The sequence below is a fragment of the Opitutia bacterium ISCC 52 genome (assembly GCA_014529675.2).
Taxonomy (GTDB): domain Bacteria; phylum Verrucomicrobiota; class Verrucomicrobiia; order Opitutales; family UBA2995; genus UBA2995.
In genome coordinates this window covers 2,670,911-2,693,219 of sequence record CP076040.1, presented here as the reverse complement: position 1 = coordinate 2,693,219, position 22,309 = coordinate 2,670,911, and the positions used below count along the sequence as shown (strand labels likewise).

16 protein-coding genes are annotated in these 22,309 nt (G+C 48.2%); 8 read left to right on the top strand and 8 right to left on the bottom strand.

Going from position 1 to position 22,309, the window contains the following annotated elements; all coding sequences use genetic code 11:
- Nucleotides 1-27: 27 nt before the first annotated feature.
- The 5 genes from GA003_11450 to GA003_11430 all read right to left on the bottom strand — a co-directional run bounded on the left by GA003_11450 (nt 28) and on the right by GA003_11430 (nt 6,483).
- Entirely contained in the window at nt 28-501 is a 474-nt protein-coding gene (locus GA003_11450) for a low molecular weight phosphotyrosine protein phosphatase (GenBank protein QXD26656.1), read from the bottom strand.
- A gap of 287 nt (nt 502-788) precedes the next feature.
- Nucleotides 789-1,670 carry an alpha/beta hydrolase gene (locus tag GA003_11445; protein QXD26655.1) on the bottom strand — a complete coding sequence of 294 codons (882 nt, stop codon included), beginning with the start codon at nt 1,668-1,670 and terminating at the stop codon, nt 789-791.
- A 5-nt stretch (nt 1,671-1,675) separates the two neighbouring features.
- Nucleotides 1,676-3,103: a DUF1501 domain-containing protein gene (locus GA003_11440; GenBank protein QXD26654.1), complete on the bottom strand. Its 1,428-nt coding sequence runs from the start codon at nt 3,101-3,103 to the stop codon at nt 1,676-1,678.
- 5 nt (nt 3,104-3,108) lie between these two features.
- Nucleotides 3,109-6,207, bottom strand: coding sequence for a PSD1 and planctomycete cytochrome C domain-containing protein (locus GA003_11435; protein ID QXD26653.1), 3,099 nt, complete (start codon nt 6,205-6,207; stop codon nt 3,109-3,111).
- A gap of 114 nt (nt 6,208-6,321) precedes the next feature.
- Complete coding sequence (locus GA003_11430) at nt 6,322-6,483, bottom strand: DUF1501 domain-containing protein (GenBank protein ID QXD30419.1); 162 nt, start codon at nt 6,481-6,483, stop codon at nt 6,322-6,324.
- Between the two features lie 149 nt (nt 6,484-6,632).
- Between GA003_11430 and GA003_11425 the strand changes: the two genes are divergently transcribed.
- From GA003_11425 to GA003_11400, 6 genes are all read left to right on the top strand, one after another.
- Nucleotides 6,633-8,513 carry a glycoside hydrolase family 2 gene (locus GA003_11425; GenBank protein ID QXD26652.1) on the top strand — a complete coding sequence of 627 codons (1,881 nt, stop codon included), beginning with the start codon at nt 6,633-6,635 and terminating at the stop codon, nt 8,511-8,513.
- 42 nt (nt 8,514-8,555) lie between these two features.
- Nucleotides 8,556-9,773 carry a family 43 glycosylhydrolase gene (locus tag GA003_11420; protein ID QXD26651.1) on the top strand — a complete coding sequence of 406 codons (1,218 nt, stop codon included), beginning with the start codon at nt 8,556-8,558 and terminating at the stop codon, nt 9,771-9,773.
- Nucleotides 9,774-9,790: 17 nt separating this feature from the next.
- The gene (locus GA003_11415; GenBank protein QXD26650.1) at nt 9,791-11,233 is read left to right on the top strand and encodes a sulfatase; all 1,443 of its coding nucleotides are present in this window, start codon (nt 9,791-9,793) and stop codon (nt 11,231-11,233) included.
- A gap of 4 nt (nt 11,234-11,237) precedes the next feature.
- The gene (locus tag GA003_11410; protein QXD26649.1) at nt 11,238-12,677 is read left to right on the top strand and encodes a sulfatase; all 1,440 of its coding nucleotides are present in this window, start codon (nt 11,238-11,240) and stop codon (nt 12,675-12,677) included.
- A gap of 127 nt (nt 12,678-12,804) precedes the next feature.
- Nucleotides 12,805-14,205, top strand: coding sequence for a sulfatase (locus tag GA003_11405; protein QXD26648.1), 1,401 nt, complete (start codon nt 12,805-12,807; stop codon nt 14,203-14,205).
- 18 nt (nt 14,206-14,223) lie between these two features.
- Complete coding sequence (locus GA003_11400) at nt 14,224-15,831, top strand: arylsulfatase (GenBank protein ID QXD30418.1); 1,608 nt, start codon at nt 14,224-14,226, stop codon at nt 15,829-15,831.
- Nucleotides 15,832-15,840: 9 nt separating this feature from the next.
- Here the strand turns inward: GA003_11400 and GA003_11395 are convergent, their stop codons facing one another.
- From GA003_11395 to GA003_11385, 3 genes are all read right to left on the bottom strand, one after another.
- The gene (locus GA003_11395) at nt 15,841-16,383 is read right to left on the bottom strand and encodes a PRC-barrel domain-containing protein (protein ID QXD26647.1); all 543 of its coding nucleotides are present in this window, start codon (nt 16,381-16,383) and stop codon (nt 15,841-15,843) included.
- Nucleotides 16,384-16,893: 510 nt separating this feature from the next.
- On the bottom strand, nt 16,894-17,808 hold the full coding sequence (locus tag GA003_11390; GenBank protein QXD26646.1) for a sialate O-acetylesterase: 915 nt from the start codon (nt 17,806-17,808) through the stop codon (nt 16,894-16,896).
- Between the two features lie 166 nt (nt 17,809-17,974).
- Complete coding sequence (locus tag GA003_11385; protein QXD26645.1) at nt 17,975-19,057, bottom strand: c-type cytochrome; 1,083 nt, start codon at nt 19,055-19,057, stop codon at nt 17,975-17,977.
- Nucleotides 19,058-19,191: 134 nt separating this feature from the next.
- Between GA003_11385 and GA003_11380 the strand changes: the two genes are divergently transcribed.
- Nucleotides 19,192-20,682 (top strand): sulfatase, encoded by a 1,491-nt coding sequence (locus GA003_11380; GenBank protein ID QXD26644.1) that lies wholly within the window; start codon nt 19,192-19,194, stop codon nt 20,680-20,682.
- Between the two features lie 16 nt (nt 20,683-20,698).
- Nucleotides 20,699-22,306 (top strand): sulfatase, encoded by a 1,608-nt coding sequence (locus GA003_11375; GenBank protein ID QXD26643.1) that lies wholly within the window; start codon nt 20,699-20,701, stop codon nt 22,304-22,306.
- Nucleotides 22,307-22,309 lie beyond the last annotated feature (3 nt).

The following is a 22,309-nucleotide window of genomic DNA, read 5'->3' as shown; positions in this document are numbered from 1 at the left end:
TTCTGGCAAATCGAATTCCACATGTCTCTAGCGGTTCAAAATATGCTCGATCAGTTGATCGCAACCCTCCTCGACCATATCCAGTACGATATCAAACCCTTGGCTACCTCCATAATAGGGGTCAGGGACTTCCGGTGGCGATTTGGCATTTACGAAATGTCCGAAGAGTTTCAGTTCTGCTCGGCAATCATCGGATGGCCAGGCGGATTGGAGATCCGCAAGGTTGCTGTGATCCATAGCAAGAATGAGATCAAATTCATGGAAGTCACTGGTTTGATACTTTCTCGAATGACCAAAAAAGGGAATTGAGCGGCGTGCACCTGCTTTTTGCATTCGGGAATCGGGTGAATTTCCGGCATGGGCATTGATCGTACCAGCTGAATCGCAGGCGATTTGGTCTTCGAGGCCTCGCTCGAAAATCTTCTTCTGGAAAACACAATGAGCTGCTGGTGAGCGGCATATATTGCCCCAGCAGACAAATAACACTTTGTAAGGGTCCATAATTGAGAAGGGCTTGTTTTGGCGTGATTGCGTTCTTGAGTCGAGTTTTCAGTTGCCCTAAATCCTACACAGATCGAACGCATTTCAAACTCGGATATAGAGTCGATCGTTCCGTTAGCTGTGTCCAGTATGCCGCCTGGTTTACTTACACCTCTCAATGAAGAAGAGGTCCTAGACCTACTTGCCTATATCATGGCAGGTGGGCACTACGAACATCCTGTGTATTCTGAATAGTGGAGAATCTTAAGGTACGGCGACCTCGCCGAGGGCGTCGTCCCCATTAATAATTACTTCACCATTCCAATCTGTTTCATCCACGCTGCCATATCGTGATTCCAACCGGTGACTGGTTTACCAGTTGGACGCAGCCCATAGCCATGGCCTCCATTTTCATAGATGTGCAGTTCAGAGGGTACATCGACCTTCTTAAGTTCGACAAATAATTGGGCGCACAAAATGCCCCGATCACTGTCGTCCTGTGATACGGCCATGAAGAAAGGTGGTAAATCTGGGGAGAACTCTACGCCGGGTTCGTCGTGTAGGTTATAACCAAGATAGATGAGTCCCGTGAAATTGGGTTTGTAGGAAAACTGGTCATGTCCGTCAACCCAGGGGTATTGACGGGTATTTAGTAGTGTTGCCATTCCAGATGCATGGGCACCTGCGGAGAATCCCATGAGACCAATTTTATTTGGATCAATGCCCAAATCTTTGGCGCGACTGCGGACTACGCTTACAGCTCGTTGAGCATCTTGTACGCCAGCCTTCCACTTCATGTGTTGTTCAGGGTGCCGTCTGGGAACGCGGTATTTTAGAAGAATTGCTGTTACCCCTACTGAGTTGAGCCATTGGACAACTTCGGTCCCTTCTAAATCGTAAGCGAGAATGTTGTAGCCACCTCCTGGCGCAACGATGACAGCTGTTTCACTATTTTTTCCTGCTGCAGGTTTATAGACAGCGATTTGAGGCGTGGAAACATTGCCTAAACGAATGACACTTTTTCCGGCAACCTTTCTACCGTCTTCTCCAGTTGTATCGCCTTCTGGAGGTAGGTCTTTTATTTCTCCGGGGGCTTCGCCTGGCCAAAGATCAAATACATCCGGGTCGGCTGCTTGCGTTGTCAATGGAGCTCCGAGGAGAGCGATAAATAGTAGTAGGGTAGATCTCATAAAGTTTAAGCTAAGATATCATGAACCACGTGCCCATCAACATCGGTAAGTCGGAAGTCTCTTCCTTGAAAGCGGTAGGTCAATCGTTCGTGATCGAAGCCGAGTATATGGAGAAGGGTAGCGTTAAGGTCATGAACATGTACCGGTTTTTCAGTTATATTAAATCCGAACTCATCCGTAGCTCCATGAACATGGCCACCCTTTACTCCTCCACCTGCCAGCCACATGGTGAATGCCTTATTATGGTGGTCTCGGCCATCTTTGTCTCCCTGGCTTTGGGTCATCGGAGTCCGTCCGAATTCACCACCCCATACGACCAGTGTGTCCTTCAACATATCGCGGTCCTTGAGGTCCTGTAGAAGCGCTGCCACAGGTTGGTCGGTATCTTTACAGTTTTTGGTATGTCCATCCACCAGGTTGCCGTGCTGATCCCAGGCTTCGTGAAAGAGCTGAACAAAACGAACGTCTCGTTCTAGAAGTCGTCGGGCGAGTAGGCAATTGCGCGCAAAATTCGACTCTTTGACATCTTTGATCATATACGAATCAAGTGTCGTCTGAGACTCTTGCCTCAGGTCCATAAGCTCGGGTGCACTCGTCTGCAAACGATAGGCTGTTTCGTAGGCTTGAATTCGCGCTGCTGTTTCTGGATCCGCTGTGGTATCCAATGTTTGTTGATTGAGCCTCTTTAGGGTGTCGAGAGAAGCGCGCTGGGCCTGTCGGTCGTAGCCTATAGGGTTAGACAAGTAAAGTATGGGATCTCCAGTTCCACGAAAAGGAACACCGTTATAGATGGTCGGCAGGAATCCGCATCCATAGTTACTTGCCCCGCCGCTGGTTCCTTTGGCACTGGTTAAAACGACGTATCCGGGAAGTTCTTCTGTTTCGCTTCCCAGTCCGTAGAGGCTCCAAGCCCCAAGGCTCGGTCGGCCAAACTGTTGATGGCCTGTGCTCATAAATATTTGAGCAGGAGCATGGTTTACTGCATCAGTATGCATCGAGCGAATAAAGCATATGTCGTCTACATGTTTTCCTATGTGGGGTAATAATTCGCTAATTTCAAATCCACTTTGGCCTTGGTGGCTAAATTTAAACTCGGAGCCGTATAGGGCGGAGTTTGGCTTAATAAAAGCGGCACGATAATCTTTTAGCAACTCTGCAGGTGGCAGTTGCCCGTTACGTTTTACTAATTCGGGCTTAGGATCAAAAAGGTCAATGTGGCTCGGTCCACCTGCCTGGAAAATATAGATTACCCTTTTCGCCGTAGGCGTAAAATGAGATGCTTTTGGGGCTAGCGGATTTGGCGAATATGCTCCGGTTCCGTCACGCGCTAACATTGAATTAAGCGCCAGACCAGCCATGCCGACTCCGCAGTTCTTAAGAAACCAACGGCGTGTTTGAAAAGTTGCGAATTCCTTTTGTATTTCTTTTTCCATGACGCTTAGTTTTTAGTCAGCGTTTCATCGAGATTCAATAGCACGCGTGAGGCGATGGTCCATGAGGCGACATCGAGTGGGCTGATTCCTTTCGGTAATTCCTGAGGGGTGTCGGGGGTCCGAAAAGCGATTTTACGAATGTCCAACCATCCTTCTGCAAGGCGATCTTTTTGTGAATTAATTAGGTTTAGAATTTCCTTGGTTTCGTAACGTGATGCTGGTCTGCCGGTCGTCAGAAGATAACCGTAGTTGACGCGATCTGAATCATTGGTGCCGCCTTCTCTCAATATTCTGAGTGCAAGGCCCTGGGATGCTTCTACGAAAATAGTTTCATTGAGTGAGGTCAGTGCGGAAAGAGGGGTATTTGACCGAACGCGACGTGCGCATGAAACATCAGCATTCGGGGCATCAAATGATGACAACACCGGATCGGGCATAGATCGTTTTCGAAATAGATACAATGAACGACGATAGCGGTTATCATCGGTTGCTGGATCCCAGTAATCGGGCTTTACGTAATTATAGTCCAAGACCGATTGAGGCACAGGAGGATAAATGCTTGGTCCTCCCAACTTATGGGTGAGTAAGCCGGAGGCTGCTAATGCTATATCGCGAACCACCTCCGCCTCTGCTCTAAATCGGGGGCCACGCGCCAGCAGCACATTACGCGGATCACGTTTATTCAACTCCTCGGATAATTGTGAGCTTTGTTGGTAGGTTTCACTAACGAGAATTGTTTTTATGAGCGTTTTCAGGCTCCAGTTGTTTTCCATGAAATCAACCGCTAGCCAGTCGAGAATTTCTAGGTATTCTGGTTTTGGCGCTCGGGTTCCAAAATCTTCAGATGTGGTTACTAGCCCGGTACCAAAAAATGCCTGCCATACTCGGTTTACTTGAACTCTAGCTGTGAGTGGAGCTTCGTCGCTTGTTACCCAATTTGCCAGGTCGAGGCGTGTAGGATCTTTCTCCAGCATCGGGTTAAGGACAGCTGGAGTGTTTCTTTTGATTTCGTGTTTAGGGCTGTCCCATGTGCCACGATCTAATAGGCGGGTTACTCTGGCTAATTCTTCAGTTGTATCCTTGGAATGAAGCACACTCGTTCTTGCCTCTGGATAGTTGGCCTCAAGCTCGGCGATTTCCTTATTTTCCAATTCCAGTTCGTCTACACTTTGTCGCCATGCTCGAAATAGTGTTTTCTCCTCAGTGTCCGACAAGCCAGATTGAATTTTTTGCAATGCGAGGGTTACTGCATGGTCGTAAGTAGGAGCTTGAGGGGCTGCTGCTGTGCTTAACGAAAAACGATATCGCCCCAGTTGTTGATTTTCCCGGTCATTTCCATCGCCACCATGATTTTGAATGAGGTGGATTTTTAACTGACTTCCCTCCGGTAAACTTAGGCTGCCGTCAAATTGAATGACGGCCACTGATTCAGTATGTCGCAATACCGGACCACGGTCTGGGGCCCAAGCTGTCGTTTCGTCTCCATCAATCATGAACTCAACTGGGCCAACAAGTCGCTCGTTATTCGGATCTTTTACTTTGTGTCGGAAGTACTTCTTCAAAGGAACTCTTTTAGTTTCAAAATCAGCGGATGCGTTTTTCAACTCTACCTTTGTCCATTCTTCCTCTCCTGGAGATTTGCGGTAAACTTCCATTTCACTGATGGCAAACGTGCCCCAATAGCTTCTTCCTGGTCCATTAAAAGGTTGGTCTCCGTGAAGGAGGGCTTCCAAGCGGATACCCGTAATTGTGGGCAATTTGATTTCGCCTTCAATAATGGAATACCCCGTTACAGTTGGATGGCCCAAGGTGAGTATACTGTGATCATCCAATTCTTCGGGATGGTTGAGGCCGCCTTTCCAATCTTGAACATGAGTGTCCCAGACTTCCCAAATAGAATCCGTTTGAATCTGCTCTTTCTTCCATTGCGCTAACTCTTCAGCCCATAGTGGCCTTTGTTTGCGGATTTGGTTTTCAAGATTAACAATCTCGCTTTTTATATTCTGGATTTTGGACAATTGTTTATCGCTATAAATCCAGGATTTGGCCTCGTGAGTTTCGTTAAAAAAAGCAAACAATTGAAAGTATTCGTCATGGGTGATAGGATCAAATTTATGGGTGTGGCATTGTGCACATTGAAGTGTCAATCCAATGGTGGCTTTCCCAAAAGTATCCATTCGATCAAAGATACCTTCCAGTCTAAATTGCTCTGGGACGATAGCTCCTTCCTCATTAACCATGCCATTGCGCATAAAACCGCTTGCGATGAGTTGGTCCTGAGTACGATTGGGAATTAGATCACCCGCAAGTTGCTCAATCAGGAATTGGTCATAGGGCAAATCATCGTTGATGGCATTGATTACCCAATCCCGGTAAGCCCATTGGTCGCGGGGTTTATCTTTTTCGAATCCGTTGGTATCTGAATATCGTGCTATGTCTAACCAGTGCCTGGCCCATTTTTCACCAAAAGTGGGGCGCGCCATCAAGTCATCTATCAAAGCTTCGGTGGCTCTTTTTGAGTTCTTCTTATAGGCTCTGAGGTAGGCCTCTATTTCTTGAGGGCTCGGTGGAAGTCCAGTCAGGTCGAGAGAGATTCGCCGGATTAAAGTGTTTGGATTTGCAGGGTTTGAGGGATCGAGACTTTCCTCGCTAAGTCGCGCACGAACCCAGAAATCTACCGGGTGTTTTGCTCCATTTGGGATATCTGCTTTCTTGGGAATTTGAAAGGCCCAGTGAGAGTCGTATTGACCACCTTCCTTTATCCAGGTGTGAAGCAGCTCTTTTTCTTCAGTGGAGAGAGTTTTTTTGGAATCGGGTGGTGGCATCATGTCATCCTTATCCTTCACCTCGATTCGATATATCAGTTCACTGTCCTCAGGGTAGCCTGGTTTAACCGCAACGGCTCCAAATATATCTGCATAAGCACCATCCGGCGTATCGAGGCGGAGGTCGGCTTCTCTGGTCCCCTCGTCTGGGCCGTGACATTCGAAACAGTTTTGCGACAAAATGGGAAGAATATCGCGGCTGTAATCAATAGATTCTGTCTTCGAATAGAGTAGGTAGGGTATAAGGCCAAGGAGGACTAATGGGAAACTACGGTTCATTGTATGGGTAGATGCTCAACCTGATTGGCAGAGGTATTCTTAGACCTCCTATTTAAAGAAGCTTCAGTGCTTGTAAAGATAGGACGGTTCGACCGTAACATTTTCCTAAGAGAATTAAATAATATCTTCGATCAATCCACCTTCGAGAAAGGTGAGTCGCTCATCTCTTCCCAGGTGCGGGTAGGTCAACTGGTTTTGATCAATACCCAGCTGATGTAAGATCGTGTTGTGAATGTCTCGGAAGTGATAGGGCTTTTCTTTAACGCAACTTTCCAGAAAGAAACGCTTGTGGAGTTGTAAATCTTGTTCGCCTGATCTTCAACTCAAATCGGTTGGCTGGATAATAGGGGGTGTGACGGTCAAGAAAGTACTGGATTGATGCTCAATACCAATTTGTGCACCCTTTCATTTCACTGATCTTACCTATGAAACTACGATTCTTATTGTTGATACTGGCATGTGCTTCTTTGTCATCTTTTGCCAGCGACTGGAAACCAGCAGAAAACACGATGCTAACACCCTGGGGTGAAAAAGTTACTCCAGATAATGCGTGGCGTGATTACCCCAGACCTCAGATGGTTCGAGAGAATTGGACGAATCTGAATGGGCTGTGGAAGTTTGCCGTGACTAAGAATACCGCGGCTCGACCTTCTGAGTGGGAAAGTGAGATTTTAGTGCCGTTCGCTTTGGAAACCCCGCTTTCAGGTGTGGGCCGACGCTTGGAGCCCAGCGAAGTCATTTGGTACCATCATGAGTTCAATCTGAAGGCAGCTCCAAAAGACAGATTGTTGCTTAACTTTGAAGGGGTCGATTACAAATGTATGGTGTGGGTCAATGGCGAGATGGTTGGTGATCACATTGGAGGGAACTTGCCATTTGGTTTTGATATCACCGATGCAGCCAAGAGAGGAAAGAACTCTATTGAGCTTCGAGTCGTCGACGGCACGGACGATCCGGACCTTTACCAACTGCGTGGTAAACAGAAGCGCAACAATAGCGGGATATGGTATACGCCTTCTTCCGGCATCTGGGCCACGGTCTGGCTCGAAGAAGTTGCAAATACTTATATCGATCGCCTGGAAGTGCTGGCCGACATGCATGGGCAATTGAAAGCTAAGGCTCACTTGGATGGAGCTGATCAGGATGTGCAGCTAAAGGTGACGGTTTCAGACGATGGCAAAGTCGTAAAGAAACAGGATGGATTTCAAAACACTGTTTCGTTGAGTATTCCTAATGCGAAGCTCTGGTCACCGGATTCGCCGAACCTCTATGACTTGGAATTCGAGCTGTTCGATAAAGATGGCAACCTGCTCGACACCGTTACGTCTTACACAGGATTGCGCTCCGTCGGCAAAGCTGTCGATGCCAATGGCAACTGGCAGTTTACCCTGAACGGGAAAAAGATCTTTCATTGGGGACCGCTTGACCAAGGTTGGTGGCCAGGCAGTTTTCTTAACCCTCCGGCTGACGAAGCCATCGTTTGGGAGATGGAGTATTTGAAGGCCGCTGGCTTCAACATGATCCGCAAACACAAGAAGGCTGAACCGCGTCGCTATTACTATCATGCCGACAAAATTGGCATGCTCGTTTGGCAGGACCAGACCTCCGGTGGGGCAGGACCGAATGAATGGCCCAAGTGGAAAAAGCTACGGGGTGACGCGGACGACTACGAGCCCAGGAACGAGCGTTGGTGGTCGTCGAAAGACGATGCGCTCGAGGCCGACTGGCCAGATTGGGCGCACGAACAATACATGGCTGAGCTTAAGTCTATGATCGATTTACTTTATAGCCATCCATCCATCGTGGTGTGGACCACCTTTAATGAACGATGGGGGCAACACCGCAGCACGGAGGTAGGGGAGTGGACTAAAGCTTATGATTCAAGTCGCCATCTTAACATCGCCAGTGGAGGAAACTTTTTTCCGGTGACGGACATCGCCGATGAGCACGACTATCCGGATCCGACCTTTCCTTTGGAGTCTCCCGTTTACGATGACTTTATCAAAGTCATCGGTGAATTCGGCGGCCATGGTTGGCCGGTTGAAGGACACCTGTGGGATACCTCATTTAATAATTGGGGTTACGGTGGATTGCCACAGTCCATCGAAGAATGGATGGAACGCTACGAGCGCACCGCAAACTTTCTCGGCGAATTTAAAAAGAAGGGCATCACCGCTGGCGTTTACACCCAGACCACCGATGTAGAGGGCGAGCTAAATGGACTGATCACTTACGACCGAAAAGTCATGAAAATGACGCCTGAGCAACTCGCTGAGATACATAGAGACGCTGGTCTGATTGACTGAGAGGGCTCTCAAGTCCAATAACAAAATCTACCTAAGAAAAAGATGAAGAAATTAGCCGTAGTTTTTCAGATTATCTGTTCGACCTATCTAGCATTGCTAGTGGGAGCTTGTGGAAAAGGAGAAGTTCGTTCTGCCGTAAATGAAGACAATGCGGATCAGTTTCCGAATTCGGCCTTCGTGGAAGTTCCAACGGACCGCAAACCAGGTCCTGTCATGGACAGGGAAACGATTTTGGCTGGGTTGGAATCACATGATAAAGCTCTCTATATCAAGGACGGTTGGATTCGTGATCCTTACATCGTATTAGGGCCTGATGATTATTATTACCTCACCGGGACGCAGCCACGTGAGGGTGATCCTCGTGAGGCGGTGAATCCTTATAATGTAGGCTTGGGTGATGAGAGTATTGTTGGAAATCAAGTGCGGGCCTGGCGGAGTAAGGATCTTATCGAGTGGGAAAACTTGGGCGTTATATTTACGATTGATGACACCTGGCTTGCGCAGTCAGGAGGAAAGGTTGCCCGCCCTTACATCTGGGCTCCAGAAGTTCACTGGATGGGGGATCGCTGGGCGTTGGTTCATTGCCCACGAAGGCATTCGAGTCTGGTGTTGTCTGAAGGTGCTGAACTCAAAGGGCCCTGGACCCATCCTATGGAAGGACGAATGGGGGAGCGCCATGACCCGTCACTTTATCAGGATGACGATGGTATCGTCTATATGCTTTGGCAGAACACCTATGTGGCCCCGTTGAATGGCGACCTTTCTGACTATACGGCTGAAGGTGTTCGTATTGATCCTGCCGGTACGCGCCCTGGCCCCGATGGAGAGCCGATTCGTCGAATTGGTCATGAAGGTGCCACGATGATGAAAGTGGGTGGGAAATACGTTCATCTAGGTACGGCGTGGTCGACGGATCAAGGTCGCAAAGGGTCTTACAATCTTTATTACAGCGAGGCTGAACAAATTACCGGTCCCTATGGACCCAGAAAATTTGCCGGTCGTTTTCTGGGGCATGGCACTCCTTTTCAAGACCGGGAAGGGAATTGGTGGTGCACCGCATTCTTCAATGCCAACGTGCCACCGGTTTCGAAGGACGGCATTGGTGATCGCGACTTGAGTGAAAATGCACAGACCATCAACGAACAAGGAGTCACTATTGTGCCCCTGGATGTGCGAATGCTAGAAAACGGCGAGGTTTACATTCGTGCAAAAGATTCTGATTATGCTCATCCAGGGCCGGATGAAGCTCAGCAATTTTAATCCTTCCTGCTTATTTTATGAGGATCTTTTTCAATCTAGTTTGTTTTTTTACTCTCTCGCTAACTTGGGTTTTCGCAGAGAGGCCTGATCATATTATCGTAGTCATTGCGGATGACCATAGTGCTCATGACTCAACTCCCTACGGCAGCTCGTTCGTTGATACGCCCAACCTGCAACGCTTGGCGGATGAAGGCATGGTATTTGACCGTGCTTACGTAGCCTCCCCATCTTGTGCTCCTAGTAGAGCAGCACTGCTGACGGGGCTGATGTCGGCCCGCAATGGAGCGATGCGCAATCATACTTACCCCAGTTCCGGGACGCAATATATGACGAAAGATCTTCAGGCTGCGGGTTATCATGTGGCTGCTTTTGGGAAAGTGGCGCACGGACGGAAAGGAGCGGAACTGGCAGATTTTGATTACTTCGATACCAAGTTCCTTGCTGATCCGGAATTCCGCAACCTCGCCAATGGTGAGCTTTATGATGGAAAGCATTTGGAGGCAGTTCGTGATTACATGAAAGAGAAAAGCCAGTCCGAGTCGTTGTGTTTGTTCTTAGGAATCAATGACCCTCACAAACCATGGACGAGCACGCGCGATCTCTACGACCCTAATGAGAAGAATTTCGACGTGCCTTATTTTATAGATGGTAAGATCTTTAGGAACGAACTTGTTTCTTATTACAACGAAGTCGACCACGTTGACCAATTGGTCGGTGAGTTTCGATCGATGGCTCTGGAGATTCTTGGTGAAAACGTTCTGTTTGTTTACACCGCGGACCATGGAGCGGCGGTGCCATTTGGGAAATGGACTTTGTTCGAAGCGGGGATTCGTTCACCGTTTATTTTTGCTTGGCCTGGAAAGATCGCGGCGGGACAGAGAACAGATGCGATGGTCTCCTGGGTAGACCTATTGCCAACGTTGGTTGATCTTGGAGGTGGAACTAACCGCAAAGGAATCGATGGGGGATCCTTCTTGCCTGTTTTGTTGGGTAACAAAGATTATCACCGGAAGTTCATTTTTGCATCCCATGTTGGAGACGGAAAACAGAACTACTCGCCCAGTCGCTCAGTGAGCGACGGTCGATGGAAGTATATTCGGTATTTGGATGACGAGTACATGTTTACTACACACCAGGACCTGAATAATAACCGAAGCTTCGCGCCATTTCATCCGGAATGGTTGGCAATTGCTGAGGCCGGTCACGCGGGAGCTCAGGAAATTATACGCCGCTACTATTTGCCCGCCGAGGAACATCTGTACGACTTGGAGTCTGATCCCTTCGAGCAACATAATTTGGCCAAGGATAAACAGTACGCAGGCGTAAGATCCCATCTAAGTGGAGTGTTGAATGACTGGATGCGGTCGCAAGGCGACGATGGCATTGATGAAGGATCCAGTTTCTTTAAGCGAGAGGGGGCAATTCACTCTTGGGGAACGCATCATTTTGAAGCCTTTTAGTTGCATGACCTCTGTCCGATTCCTACGCCTCTTGAAAACGTTTAGTACCCTTAATATGAATGGAGCTTTGTTGGTTCTGAGTTTCCTCTCGGTCTGTTGGATAGCAGATGCAAACAGTCACCTGCCTGAAGAAGGGGACGGTAAGCCTGACATCGTTTTCATTATTGCTGATGACCTGGGTCCGAATGATACCAGCTTTATGGGGAATACTGAAGTGCGGACGCCCGCATTGGCCAGGTTAGCTGAGCGCAGTGCGGTTCTCGAGCGCATGTATGTTGCATCTCCCAGTTGTGCGCCCTCGCGTGGTGCTATGTTGTCAGGGCTGATGCCATTCCGTAACGGTGCCGAGCCGAATCACACTTATGTCCGCGATGACGTGAAACAGTTGCCGCACTATATGAAGGAGTTGGGCTATGAAGTCGTCAGTATCGGCAAAATCTCTCACGGGAATGACAAACGAGTCGGTTTTGATTTTGATGACAGGGATATTTCATTGGAGAAAATCGGAATTGTATCCGATTATTTGGGACAGCGGAATAGTGGTAAACCGCTGCTTTTGATGGTAGGGATTAAGGATCCACACGTTCCATGGCCGGATGAGTATTATTCACATTATGAAACAGATTCGCTGACGTTGCCGCCACAGTTAATCGATACACCCGATACGCGCTTGGAGTTTGCCCGTTACTATACCGATGTTGAGCGGATGGATAAGCAGGTAGCAGCAACGCTTGATGCGGTGGAAGAGCATCTCGGGCCTGAGACCCTCATTTTCTTTACGAGCGATCACGGAGCCCAATTGCCCTACGGGAAGTGGAATAATTACGAAACCAGTGTAAAGGCCCCTATGCTTGTGTGTTGGCCCGGAGTCGTTGAGCCTCAAAAGCGATATTCATCCCTGTTGTCCTTTGTTGATATTTTGCCGACGCTCATCGAAATCGCCGGAGCTGAAGCGCCACCATCTGGCCTCGGAAGCGACGAGATTGATGGTATGTCATTTCTTCCCTTGCTCAAGGGGGAGAAGGATAAGCACCGAGATTACGTTTTCAGCACCAATTCTTCAGCGGCTCATCACACGTATCCTTTGAGATCGGTTGTGAGTGAGCGGTTTCGCTATATTCGCAATGTGTTTCCGGAGCTGAATTTTACGAACCAAACCGATCACAATCCCACAGCGCAAAGTCACAATCTATGGGTTTCCTGGGTTGAGAAAGCGAAGGATGATCCGGCCATCGCACGTAAGGTTAAAGGCTATCATCAGCGTCCAGCGGAGGAGCTTTACGACCTGCAAGCAGACCCTGACGAACAACGAAACCTGGCAGGAGACCCGAACTATGTGCAGACACTGAGAAAGCTTCGCGCCATCACGGATAGTTGGATTCGCCAGAGTGGCGATACCTTGCAGATGCATGGAAAACCGATGGAGGTTTTGCTGCCCCTTTGATTGGAACCAGTTTTTAATATTTAACATTAGGTAACCACAAAAGGCACATAATACGCAAAATCCTTGTTCCTTACCCAGCTGTTAAGCTTATGTGTTTTTTGTGCTTCTTGTGGTTTCAAAACAAGCTATGAAAAAATCAATTCTCTTTCTTTTCTTAGGTCTCCTGCTTTCTCTTTCCGCTGCTGACAGGCCCAATGTGCTTATCATCATCGGCGATGATTGCACTTACAATGACCTGCCGCTCTATGGTGGGCAAAATGCCAAGACGCCCAATATCGATCGATTAGCTGGTGAGGGCTTGACCTTCAATCACGCATACTTGAGCGAGGCTATGTGCCAACCATGCCGCTCAGAGTTGTACTCGGGGCAGCACCCCATGCGCAATGGGGCCGCTTGGAATCATTCGGGTAGTCGTCCTGACACGAAGAGCTTGCCACATTATTTGGGAGATCTTGGGTATCGAGTAGGACTTTCCGGGAAGGTACATGTGACGCCAAAGAAAGCGTTTCCATTTGAGAAGGTAGAAGGATTCGATCCCAGTTGTGTGCGTGACCCGACATTGGCTCACGAAGTGAACTCCATGCGCAACTTCATAACTCGGAATGAGGAAGAACCCTTTTGCCTGGTTGTGGCGTTGGTGGAACCGCATGTGCCTTGGGTGATGGGGGATCGGACTCAGTATCCGGATGATAAAATAAAACTACCTCCGAATTTGGTAGATACCGAGGTGACGCGCGATGCGTTTGCACGATACCTGGCGGAAATCACTTACATGGATGCTCAGGTAGGAGAGATTCTGGATGTCCTAAAGGAAACTGGAAATGAAGACGACACGTTGGTCTTTTTTACCTCAGAGCAAGGTGCACAGTTTCCCGGCTGCAAATGGACCAATTGGGATACCGGTTTACACACGGCATTGATAGCTCGTTGGCCGGGGAAAATAAAAGCCGGAGAGAGGACCGATGCGATGGTGCAATATGCGGATGTGGCTCCCACCTTGGTCGAGCTCGCTGGCGGAGATCCTAATAGGTATCCGTTTGATGGGGACAGTTTTGTGGCTTCATTGTTGGATTCTAAAAAGTCTCACCGGGAATATGCTTATGGGGTGCACAATAATATTCCTGAAGGGCCTGCTTATCCCATTCGTACGGTAACCAATGGTGAGTTTCGCTATCTCCGAAACTTGCTCCCGGACGAAATCTACATCGAAAAGCACCTGATGGGAATGAGAGGAGATGGTGCATTGAATAATCCTTACTGGAGCACCTGGGTATTTGAAAGCGGGCAGACGGAAGATGCGGCCTGGTTGGTAAAACGTTACATGAAACGGCCGGCGGAGGAGCTATATAGAACTTCAGACGATTCCTATGAGCTCGTGAATGTGGCGGGGGACCCTCGGTATGCAGTAGTTAAAAACGAGCTTAGTCGAGAGCTGGACCGCTGGTTGCATGACCAGAATGATCCTGGATTACCTGTCGATACCAGGGAAGCTCATGCCGCTGCGAAGAATGGTAAACACATCTATTAGATTGTGAGATTATTTTCAATGAATGACATCAAGCGATTTTTCCTGCTTTGCTCCCTATGGTTTTCGGTCTCGGCCGTTGCCGATGATCGTCCTAACATTGTTTTGGTCATGGTCGATGACATGGGCTACTCGGACATCGGCTGTTATGGAGGCGAAATTCCTACACCCAATATCGATCGATTGGCCGCGGACGGGGTACGCTTCTCTCAGTTTTATAATGCCGCTCGCTGTTGTCCTACCCGTGCATCTCTTTTGACTGGCCTTTATCAGCATCAAACAGGGATCGGGCATATGATGTCGGAAGGACGGTTCAATTTCGATTACGGCGTCGATGGTTACAAAGGGCAGTTGAATCGGAGCTGTGTAACGCTTGCTGACGTGTTAGGCTCGGCTGGGTACGATACTTGGATGACTGGCAAATGGCACCTGGGCGATGAGATGGATGACCGTCCACTGCAACGAGGCTGGGACAAGTTTTATGGCAGCTTAAGTGGAGCCTTCAGTTATTTTATGCCACACGGTGACAGGCACCTGATGGAGGGTAACACGCCACTTCCTCCTCCGGATCCGGATAACTATTACACAACCGATGCGTTTACGGATAAAGCGATCGATTGGATTGAAGGTCAGCAGGATGATAAACCTTTCTTTCTTTACTTGTCGCATAACGCGCCGCATTGGCCACTCCATGCAAAACAGGAGGACATCCAGCAGTTTGTTGGCAAATACATGAAGGGGTGGGACGCCATTCGAAAGGAGCGTTTTGAGAGGCAGGTCGAGATGGGCTTGTTTGATGAGTCACTGGGTGTTTCACCTCGTGACCCTACGGTACGACCTTGGTCCGAAGTTCCGGAAGATCAGAAGCAACGCTCCGACTACCGAATGGCCGTTTATGCAGCGCAGGTTTACTCCATTGATGAAAACATGGGCAAGTTGATCCAGGCATTGGAAAGCGAAGATAAGCTTGATAACACCCTGATCTTCTTCCTGGCAGATAATGGAGCCTGTGCGGAGCCTTACAACGAGTTTGGTGGCGGTGATTTCGATCGGATCAATGATCCCACTACTGGCGGCATGGTTTCAGTCGGGAGCGGCTGGGCCAATATGCAGAATACACCGTTTCGCCAGTACAAGAACAAGCCCTATGAAGGAGGTATGGCGACGCCGTTCATCGCTCATTGGCCAGGGGGTATTCCAGGAAAAATGGAAGGCAAAATACTGCCCGACCTCGCGCATATTCTCGATGTCATGCCCACCTTTATTGATCTCTCCGGAGCTAAGTATCCGGCGGTGATCGATCAGGAACTTATTCCTGAACCGGAAGGGCAGAGTCTATTATCTATCTTGGAAGGAAACGGCCGGGAAGAACCCGAGTATCTGTTTTTTGAGCATCAAATGAATTGCGTGGTTCGCTCAGGTGACTGGAAGGCGATTTCACAATTTGGAGAGTGGAAGTGGGAGCTTTACAACATCCGGAACGATCGCAACGAGTTGAAGGATGTTTCGGGTGAGCACCCGGAAATTGTCGATCGGCTCGATCGTGCCTGGCGCAATTGGGCACTGCGTGTCAAAGCAGCTCCGAAAGGTCACTGGCAGGATCGAGGTTACAATACGCCCAGAAATTGATAAATCGGTTTATTTGCTGGAAACCAGCTTTCTGCCGTTGGCTTCTTGATTACTTGTTTCTTCCTTAGCTTCGGTAGAGGTAGGTTGATCACTCGTCTCCAAGTCTTCTGGTATTTGAATTTTTGCAGCCATACCCCATAGGTTCTTAATGGATTCTGTTACAGTTAAGGAAGCCTTACCTCTATGAATTACAAATCCGGTCTCGGCCGTTGTATCGATATTTATGATGCGTTTTTGGTATTCAGCCGGAACAATAATCGCATCGGGCCCTATGCTAAGTCCGTCTCTCTTGACGTCTATTTTTAGTTTCTTGGGTCCATAGAGTAAAATCTCGGAGATCACACCGCTCTTTGAAAATACATTGACGTCCAGGAGTTCTCCCAGGTGTTTACCATCCTCAGTTACGATCTTGATGCCTTTCAGGTTCCTCAAGCTGTTGCCTCCTGTTTTCTGGGCGAGTTCTTCGAGGCTTTCCTTGCCGGAAACAATCACGACATGCTTTCCCAGTCTTTGAATAGAATCGAGAGAAACGAACGATTCTTCCTCGCTCATACTGAATCGCGGGGCAACCGATACTCCTTGTATCCTGCAGGTGGATCTATCGAAAAAGATGTTGGTGATGTTGCCTAGTTTTTCACCTTCGTCGTAGGAGATAACAAGTTGCGGTGAAGGGTGGACAGTTTCTCTCGAATGTTCATGTGTCAGAAGTGCTAAAAAATAATTGTTATGGATGGAAAACAGACTGTTTTTCCGAATCGGTATTACATCTAATTAGCTGTCTTGAAGACTAGTGGAAAGGTACCTTGGAGGATTTATTTTCAAGGATTTTCAAGCTAAGCTATACGCTTCTTCCTTCGTGTGGAGTTAGCTTGAGAATTCGGCTTATGGCTGAAGAGGACTTTTATTCAAAAAACCCTCTAACGATTCGATCCATAGATCTGCCGCGAGCAGATTACCTTCACGGCTGAAGTGAACGTTGTAGACGGTCTCTCGGAATTCCATTCCAATCACGTCGGTATTAGGGCCGGGAAAAATTTTGGCTGAAGGATCTATGATCTCAGCTTATGCCTGTCTCACTGATTCATTGAGTTTGTGATCATTCAGAGTCGCAGTCGAAACTAACCACGGAATTTCATTCCAACCAGTCTCAGATCTTGATTGATCAATGATACTTCGAAGTCCCGATTTGTAGTCCTCTGTAGAAATAGTATGATCGCTTTCGCCTTGATGCAAAAGGACAGCGGTTAGACCGGAGGCTTGTGTTTGATTGAGAGCGGAAATGAGGCGCTCATAGAACGGTTCTCCCGGCATCCAATGGGCCAATTGAGTTCCACCCGCAGCAAGATTGATAAACCCAATTGCGATTCCGTGTTTATCTTGAAGTGTGTTTCCCACTAGCGGCCAGACGGAACCTTTTCCGTGAAGGATTCCTGGATCGTGTGCAGGTCTCCAATTTATTCCCTTATCTCCCAATGCGCCATAATACACATTATCGGTAGGTGATACAGATACGTGCTCGGAAGCACCCGATGCGTTGGATTGACCAGTTACGATGAATATTAGGGCAGGGCGCATTAGAATGGGGTCTACCATGCGGGAGGAATGCCAATTGATGGATTGGGCGAAAAACAATTCTTGCTCATCGGGAACCGTTATTTCCCATCGAAAACGCGTTGGGTATCCTTCAATAAGTTCGAACTCTTCCCATTCAATTGGAGCGTAATTAGAGTTTCTTGGAACCATTGATCCTTTTATCAAATCTGCTCGTCTCCCAACTACACCGGTGATTTCAAATGGTTCACCGACCTTACTTTTATCAAACAGAACAACTCCTCCTGGGATATTGAAACTGCTGATACGAACTCCAAGCTTCAGCGTATGAATGATTTCCCCCTTAAATACATATGCGAAGCTCATGCCCAGTATGCCAAGGGCCACAACTAAGCCGAAGAGCTTGATTTTGGTTTTGAGCTGCATGAAGGAAATTAGGCCACTGTAAACTTAGCTGCAGTATTTGGTCTTAGAGAGAGGTTGGTAATTTCTTATGAGCCTTGGAGTGAAATGGCTCAGGGCAACATTCAGAAAGATCGTGTTGTTTCTAATAAACTCTTTTTTGACTGCCTAAATGGAGAAATTTCCTTTTCTAGTTCTGTTCCCATGAGGGTGGTGGAGCAGGGAGTGACGCCAGGTAGGCCACCATATTCAGGATGTCTTCCGATGAGATATTTTGTAGCACCGGCTTCATGAGTGCGGCCATTTCGCCTTTTCGGGTGCCTTGTTTCATATCGTTGAGCTGACGAGCCATGTAGCTGGGTGAACGGGCAGCAATTCCGGGGATGTTCCCGATGCCGTTGAGGTCAGGGCCATGGCAGAGGGTGCATTGAATGGTTTTACCCCTTCCACCTGCCAGAACGAGCTCGGCGCCCTTTTGTATAGAACCAGGTGGTACGTAAGCGACAAAACCTGACCTTGGATTTCTTAAAAATTCTGTGCCGTAGGAATCGACAGGGGATTCGATGATTCGTTTACCAATGGGTTCGGTTCCGGCTTGGTCACCTTCGATAGGAATGTGAAGACCGCCTCGAAGATAGGTTTTAGGCACGGTGTCAGTTTCGATCACTTCAATCCATTTTGTCCATGGCATGGAGGCCATGTATTCGGATACGTCCATCATTTCCTCCTCAGTCATACCTTTGGCGGTATCGATCATGAGCTGGTAGTTTGATTTTCGTGGGTCCGCTCCCTGACGCACATCATTTTTGAAATCCATCAATTGTTGGAAGAGATATAGCTCATCCTGTCCGGCAGGGGGTGCGTTCTCGGCTTTTCCTTTTCCATTCGGATAGTGGCAGAGTGCGCAAGCAATGATGTTTCTTGAAGGATCTCCTTTGGCATAAATGTCCGGCATCTTTGGATGATCTTGCGGATACCAATCGGCAGGAGCGTTTTGAAACTGAACGCCATTCTCTTTGCCGGTAATTTCTTCCCGCGTAAACGTCAGAGGCGTGTCGGGTAGACTATGTTTAACCGTGTCTTCCGGAAGAGGAGGCGGAGGAGTGATGGTGATAGCGTAAGCCCAGGCGAGTTCTACCAGGTGGTCAGGTAGTTCGTCCTCTGCTGCGTCCATCGAGGGGAGACTCCCAAGAAGTAGGGTTATAATTGTAGAAGGTAGATAGCGTTTTCTAATTCGCATGAATGGGCTAGGGTATTGGATCAAGGGTTTCATTTAATCTGTGTGCAAAATCTCGGTTGGCAATCTTGCATTTTGTCTGAACCTAACGGTCAAACCACCTTTTGGAATAATTAGGTTTGAATGTGACGCTTGGGTCGTAGATTTTTTATGCTTACTCCCGTACTTCTATGCGCTTGAACAACCATTCACTGTTTCTTCTTTTTCTCTGTTTTATTGGCACTCTGCTTCGCGGTGCCGATCGGCCCAATGTATTGTTGATTTTGGTCGATGATCTGAAGCCGACGATCGGGGCCTATGGTGATTCGGTTGCGGTTACTCCACAGATAGATCGACTCGCCTCGGAGGGGATGCGTTTTGAGAGTGCTTATTGCAATCAATCCGTCTGTATGGCTTCCCGGTACAATCTGATGCTGGGGAGTCGTTCTTCCTCCACTGGCTTTTACAGCTTCGGCACTCAGTTTCGGGAAGTGTATCCGGATGCGATTACGTTGCCACAGCACTTCATGAATAACGGCTACGTGGCTCACTCCATGGGGAAGGTATTTCACATCGGGCATGGCAATACCAACGACGATGCTTCCTGGAGTGTACCTCACTATAAGGACAAAGTGATCGAATACGTAGATCCTGAAAGCAATCATCGTGAACTGACTCGCGAAGAAGGGCTCTTTACGAACCAGGGATCTCGTGACGAAAATGGTAAGTTACGTCCGCGTGGTGCTGCCTGGGAGTCACCTGATGTTTTGGATTATGCCTATGCCGATGCTCGTGTGGCTGAGACGGCCGTAGATCGCCTGCGATGGTTGAAGGAAAATGAGGACAAGCCCTTCTTTATGGCGGTGGGTTTTGTGAGGCCTCATTTACCATTCTCGGCACCGAAGAAATATTGGGATCTGTATGACCGTTACGAGTTGCCCATGCCCGAGTTTGAAGATGCGCCTGCTGGAGCACCCAAATTTGCTGTAAAACGGGGCGGAGAGATAAACGCGTTTAAACCTGTTCCTATTGTTGAGCCCTTCCCTGAAGACATGACCCGTCAACTGATTCATGGCTATTATGCCAGTGTGAGCTACATGGACGCTCAAGTTGGTAAGGTGCTAGATGGCTTGGAAGCGCATGGTTTCTCTGATGATACGATTGTGGTGCTTTGGGGCGACCATGGTTGGCACTTGGGGGATCATGGATCCTGGACAAAGCACAGTAACTATGAGCAGTCGAATCGGATTCCGATTATCGTAAAGGCTCCAGGGGTAACGAAAGCTGGCAGTATGACTCAGCAATTGGCGGAGACAGTGGATATTTATCCTACGCTTGCTTCGCTCGCTGGGTTACCTGCCCCGAGAACATCACAACCCATTGACGGGTTGGATATGACGCCCGTGTTGAAAGACGGTGGTAAGCGTATCCGTGAGTATGCCTACCATGCCTACAATAAACGAACTCACCTGGGACGTGCATTGCGTGATGAGCGTTACCGGATCGTTGAATGGACAAACCATGAAAACGGGAACATCCTGTATGAACTCTACGATTACGAAAAAGACTATCTTGAAACAGTGAATATTGCTGCTTCTGATCTTAAGGCATTGAACTACATGAAAGCTCTTCTCGAGAAAGAACCTCCTGCCAAAGCTCAGGTTCGAAGACGAGGGCGATAATTTTATCCTAAGAACCATGAAAAACCACCTGATCCGCATCGTTGCCTTCTGCTTGCCAGTATGGGCCCTTTTATCTGGCTGTCAGCCCAAAGAAGAAACTGCCTCCAAGGATACTCGGCCCAATATCGTTTTCATCATGAGTGATGACCATGCCTATCAGGCGGTGAGTGCCTATGGTTTTGGACTGAATGAGACGCCCAACATTGATCGTATCGCTAACGAGGGTGTCTTGTTTACCCGGAGTTCCATAACCAATTCAATTTGCGCTCCCAGTCGTGCGGTGATGCTCACCGGCAAGCACAGCATCATGAACGGGAAGGTAGATAACATTCAGCCGTTTAACTGGGACCAGGACAACTTTGCCAAGAGCTTGCAGGCGGCAGGTTACACCACAGCGATGGTTGGGAAAATCCATTTGAATGGGCTTCCTCAAGGATTTGACTACTCGAACGTTCTTCCGGGGCAGGGGAGTTATTACAATCCTGACTTCATCGAGAATGGTGAAAAGATTCAGATTCATGGCTATGTGACTCAGGTCACCACCGACATCGCGCTCGATTGGTTGGAGAATAAACGGGATAAGGAAAAACCCTTCCTCATGCTCTACCATCAGAAGGCTCCGCACCGTACCTGGATGCCCGAGGAAAAATACTTCACTTTATTTGATGATCGTGAATTCGAGTTGCCGGATAATTTCTTCGATGATTACGAAGGACGCCCCGCTGCTGCAAATCACGAGATGGGCATCTTCGAACACATGGACGTTGTCTACGACCTGAAGATGTTGGACGATGAAGGGGAGCTTCAGACCAAGTACCGTGAATATGCTCAACGTAATTACGATCGAATGGATGAAGAGCAGAAGGCCGCCTGGGATGCGTACTATGATCCGTTGATTGAGGAATTTAAAGCAGCTAATCTCGAAGGGGAGGCATTAGCGAAATGGAAGTTTAATCGTTACATCAAAGACTACCTGCGCAGTATTCAGTCAGTCGACGATGGAGTCGGGGAAGTATTAGATTACCTAGAAGAAAATGGCTTATCTGAAAACACCATTGTCGTTTATACTTCTGATCAAGGATTCTATCTGGGTGAGCATGGATGGTTTGATAAACGCTTCATGTATGATGAGTCATTTCGAACCCCGATGCTGATCAAATACCCTAAAGAAATTAAGGCCGGCCAAAAGCTGGATCATTTGGTTCAGAATTTGGACTTTGCCGCTACGTTTTTGGATTACGCCGGCATTGACATTCCGGAGGACAATCAAGGGCAATCATTTCGTCGTGTGGTGAGTGGCGAGACGGATAACTTCCGTGATCATGCTTATTATACCTATTACGAATATCCAGCGGAACACAGCGTAATGCGCCACTACGGAGTTCGGACTGATAAATACAAACTCATTCATTTTTACCACGATAAAGACTACTGGGAACTCTACGACATGGAAGAGGATCCTTCAGAGATGAACAATGTGTATAATCAGCCTGGATACGCTGTCGTGCAGGCAGCGCTACATAAGAAGCTCGAAGAAGTTAGGGCCAGTTACGGCGATAGCGACGAACTCGATCAAGAGCACTTGAACCGGTATCTGGAGTTCATGGAGAACCGAAGAAGGTAGTCA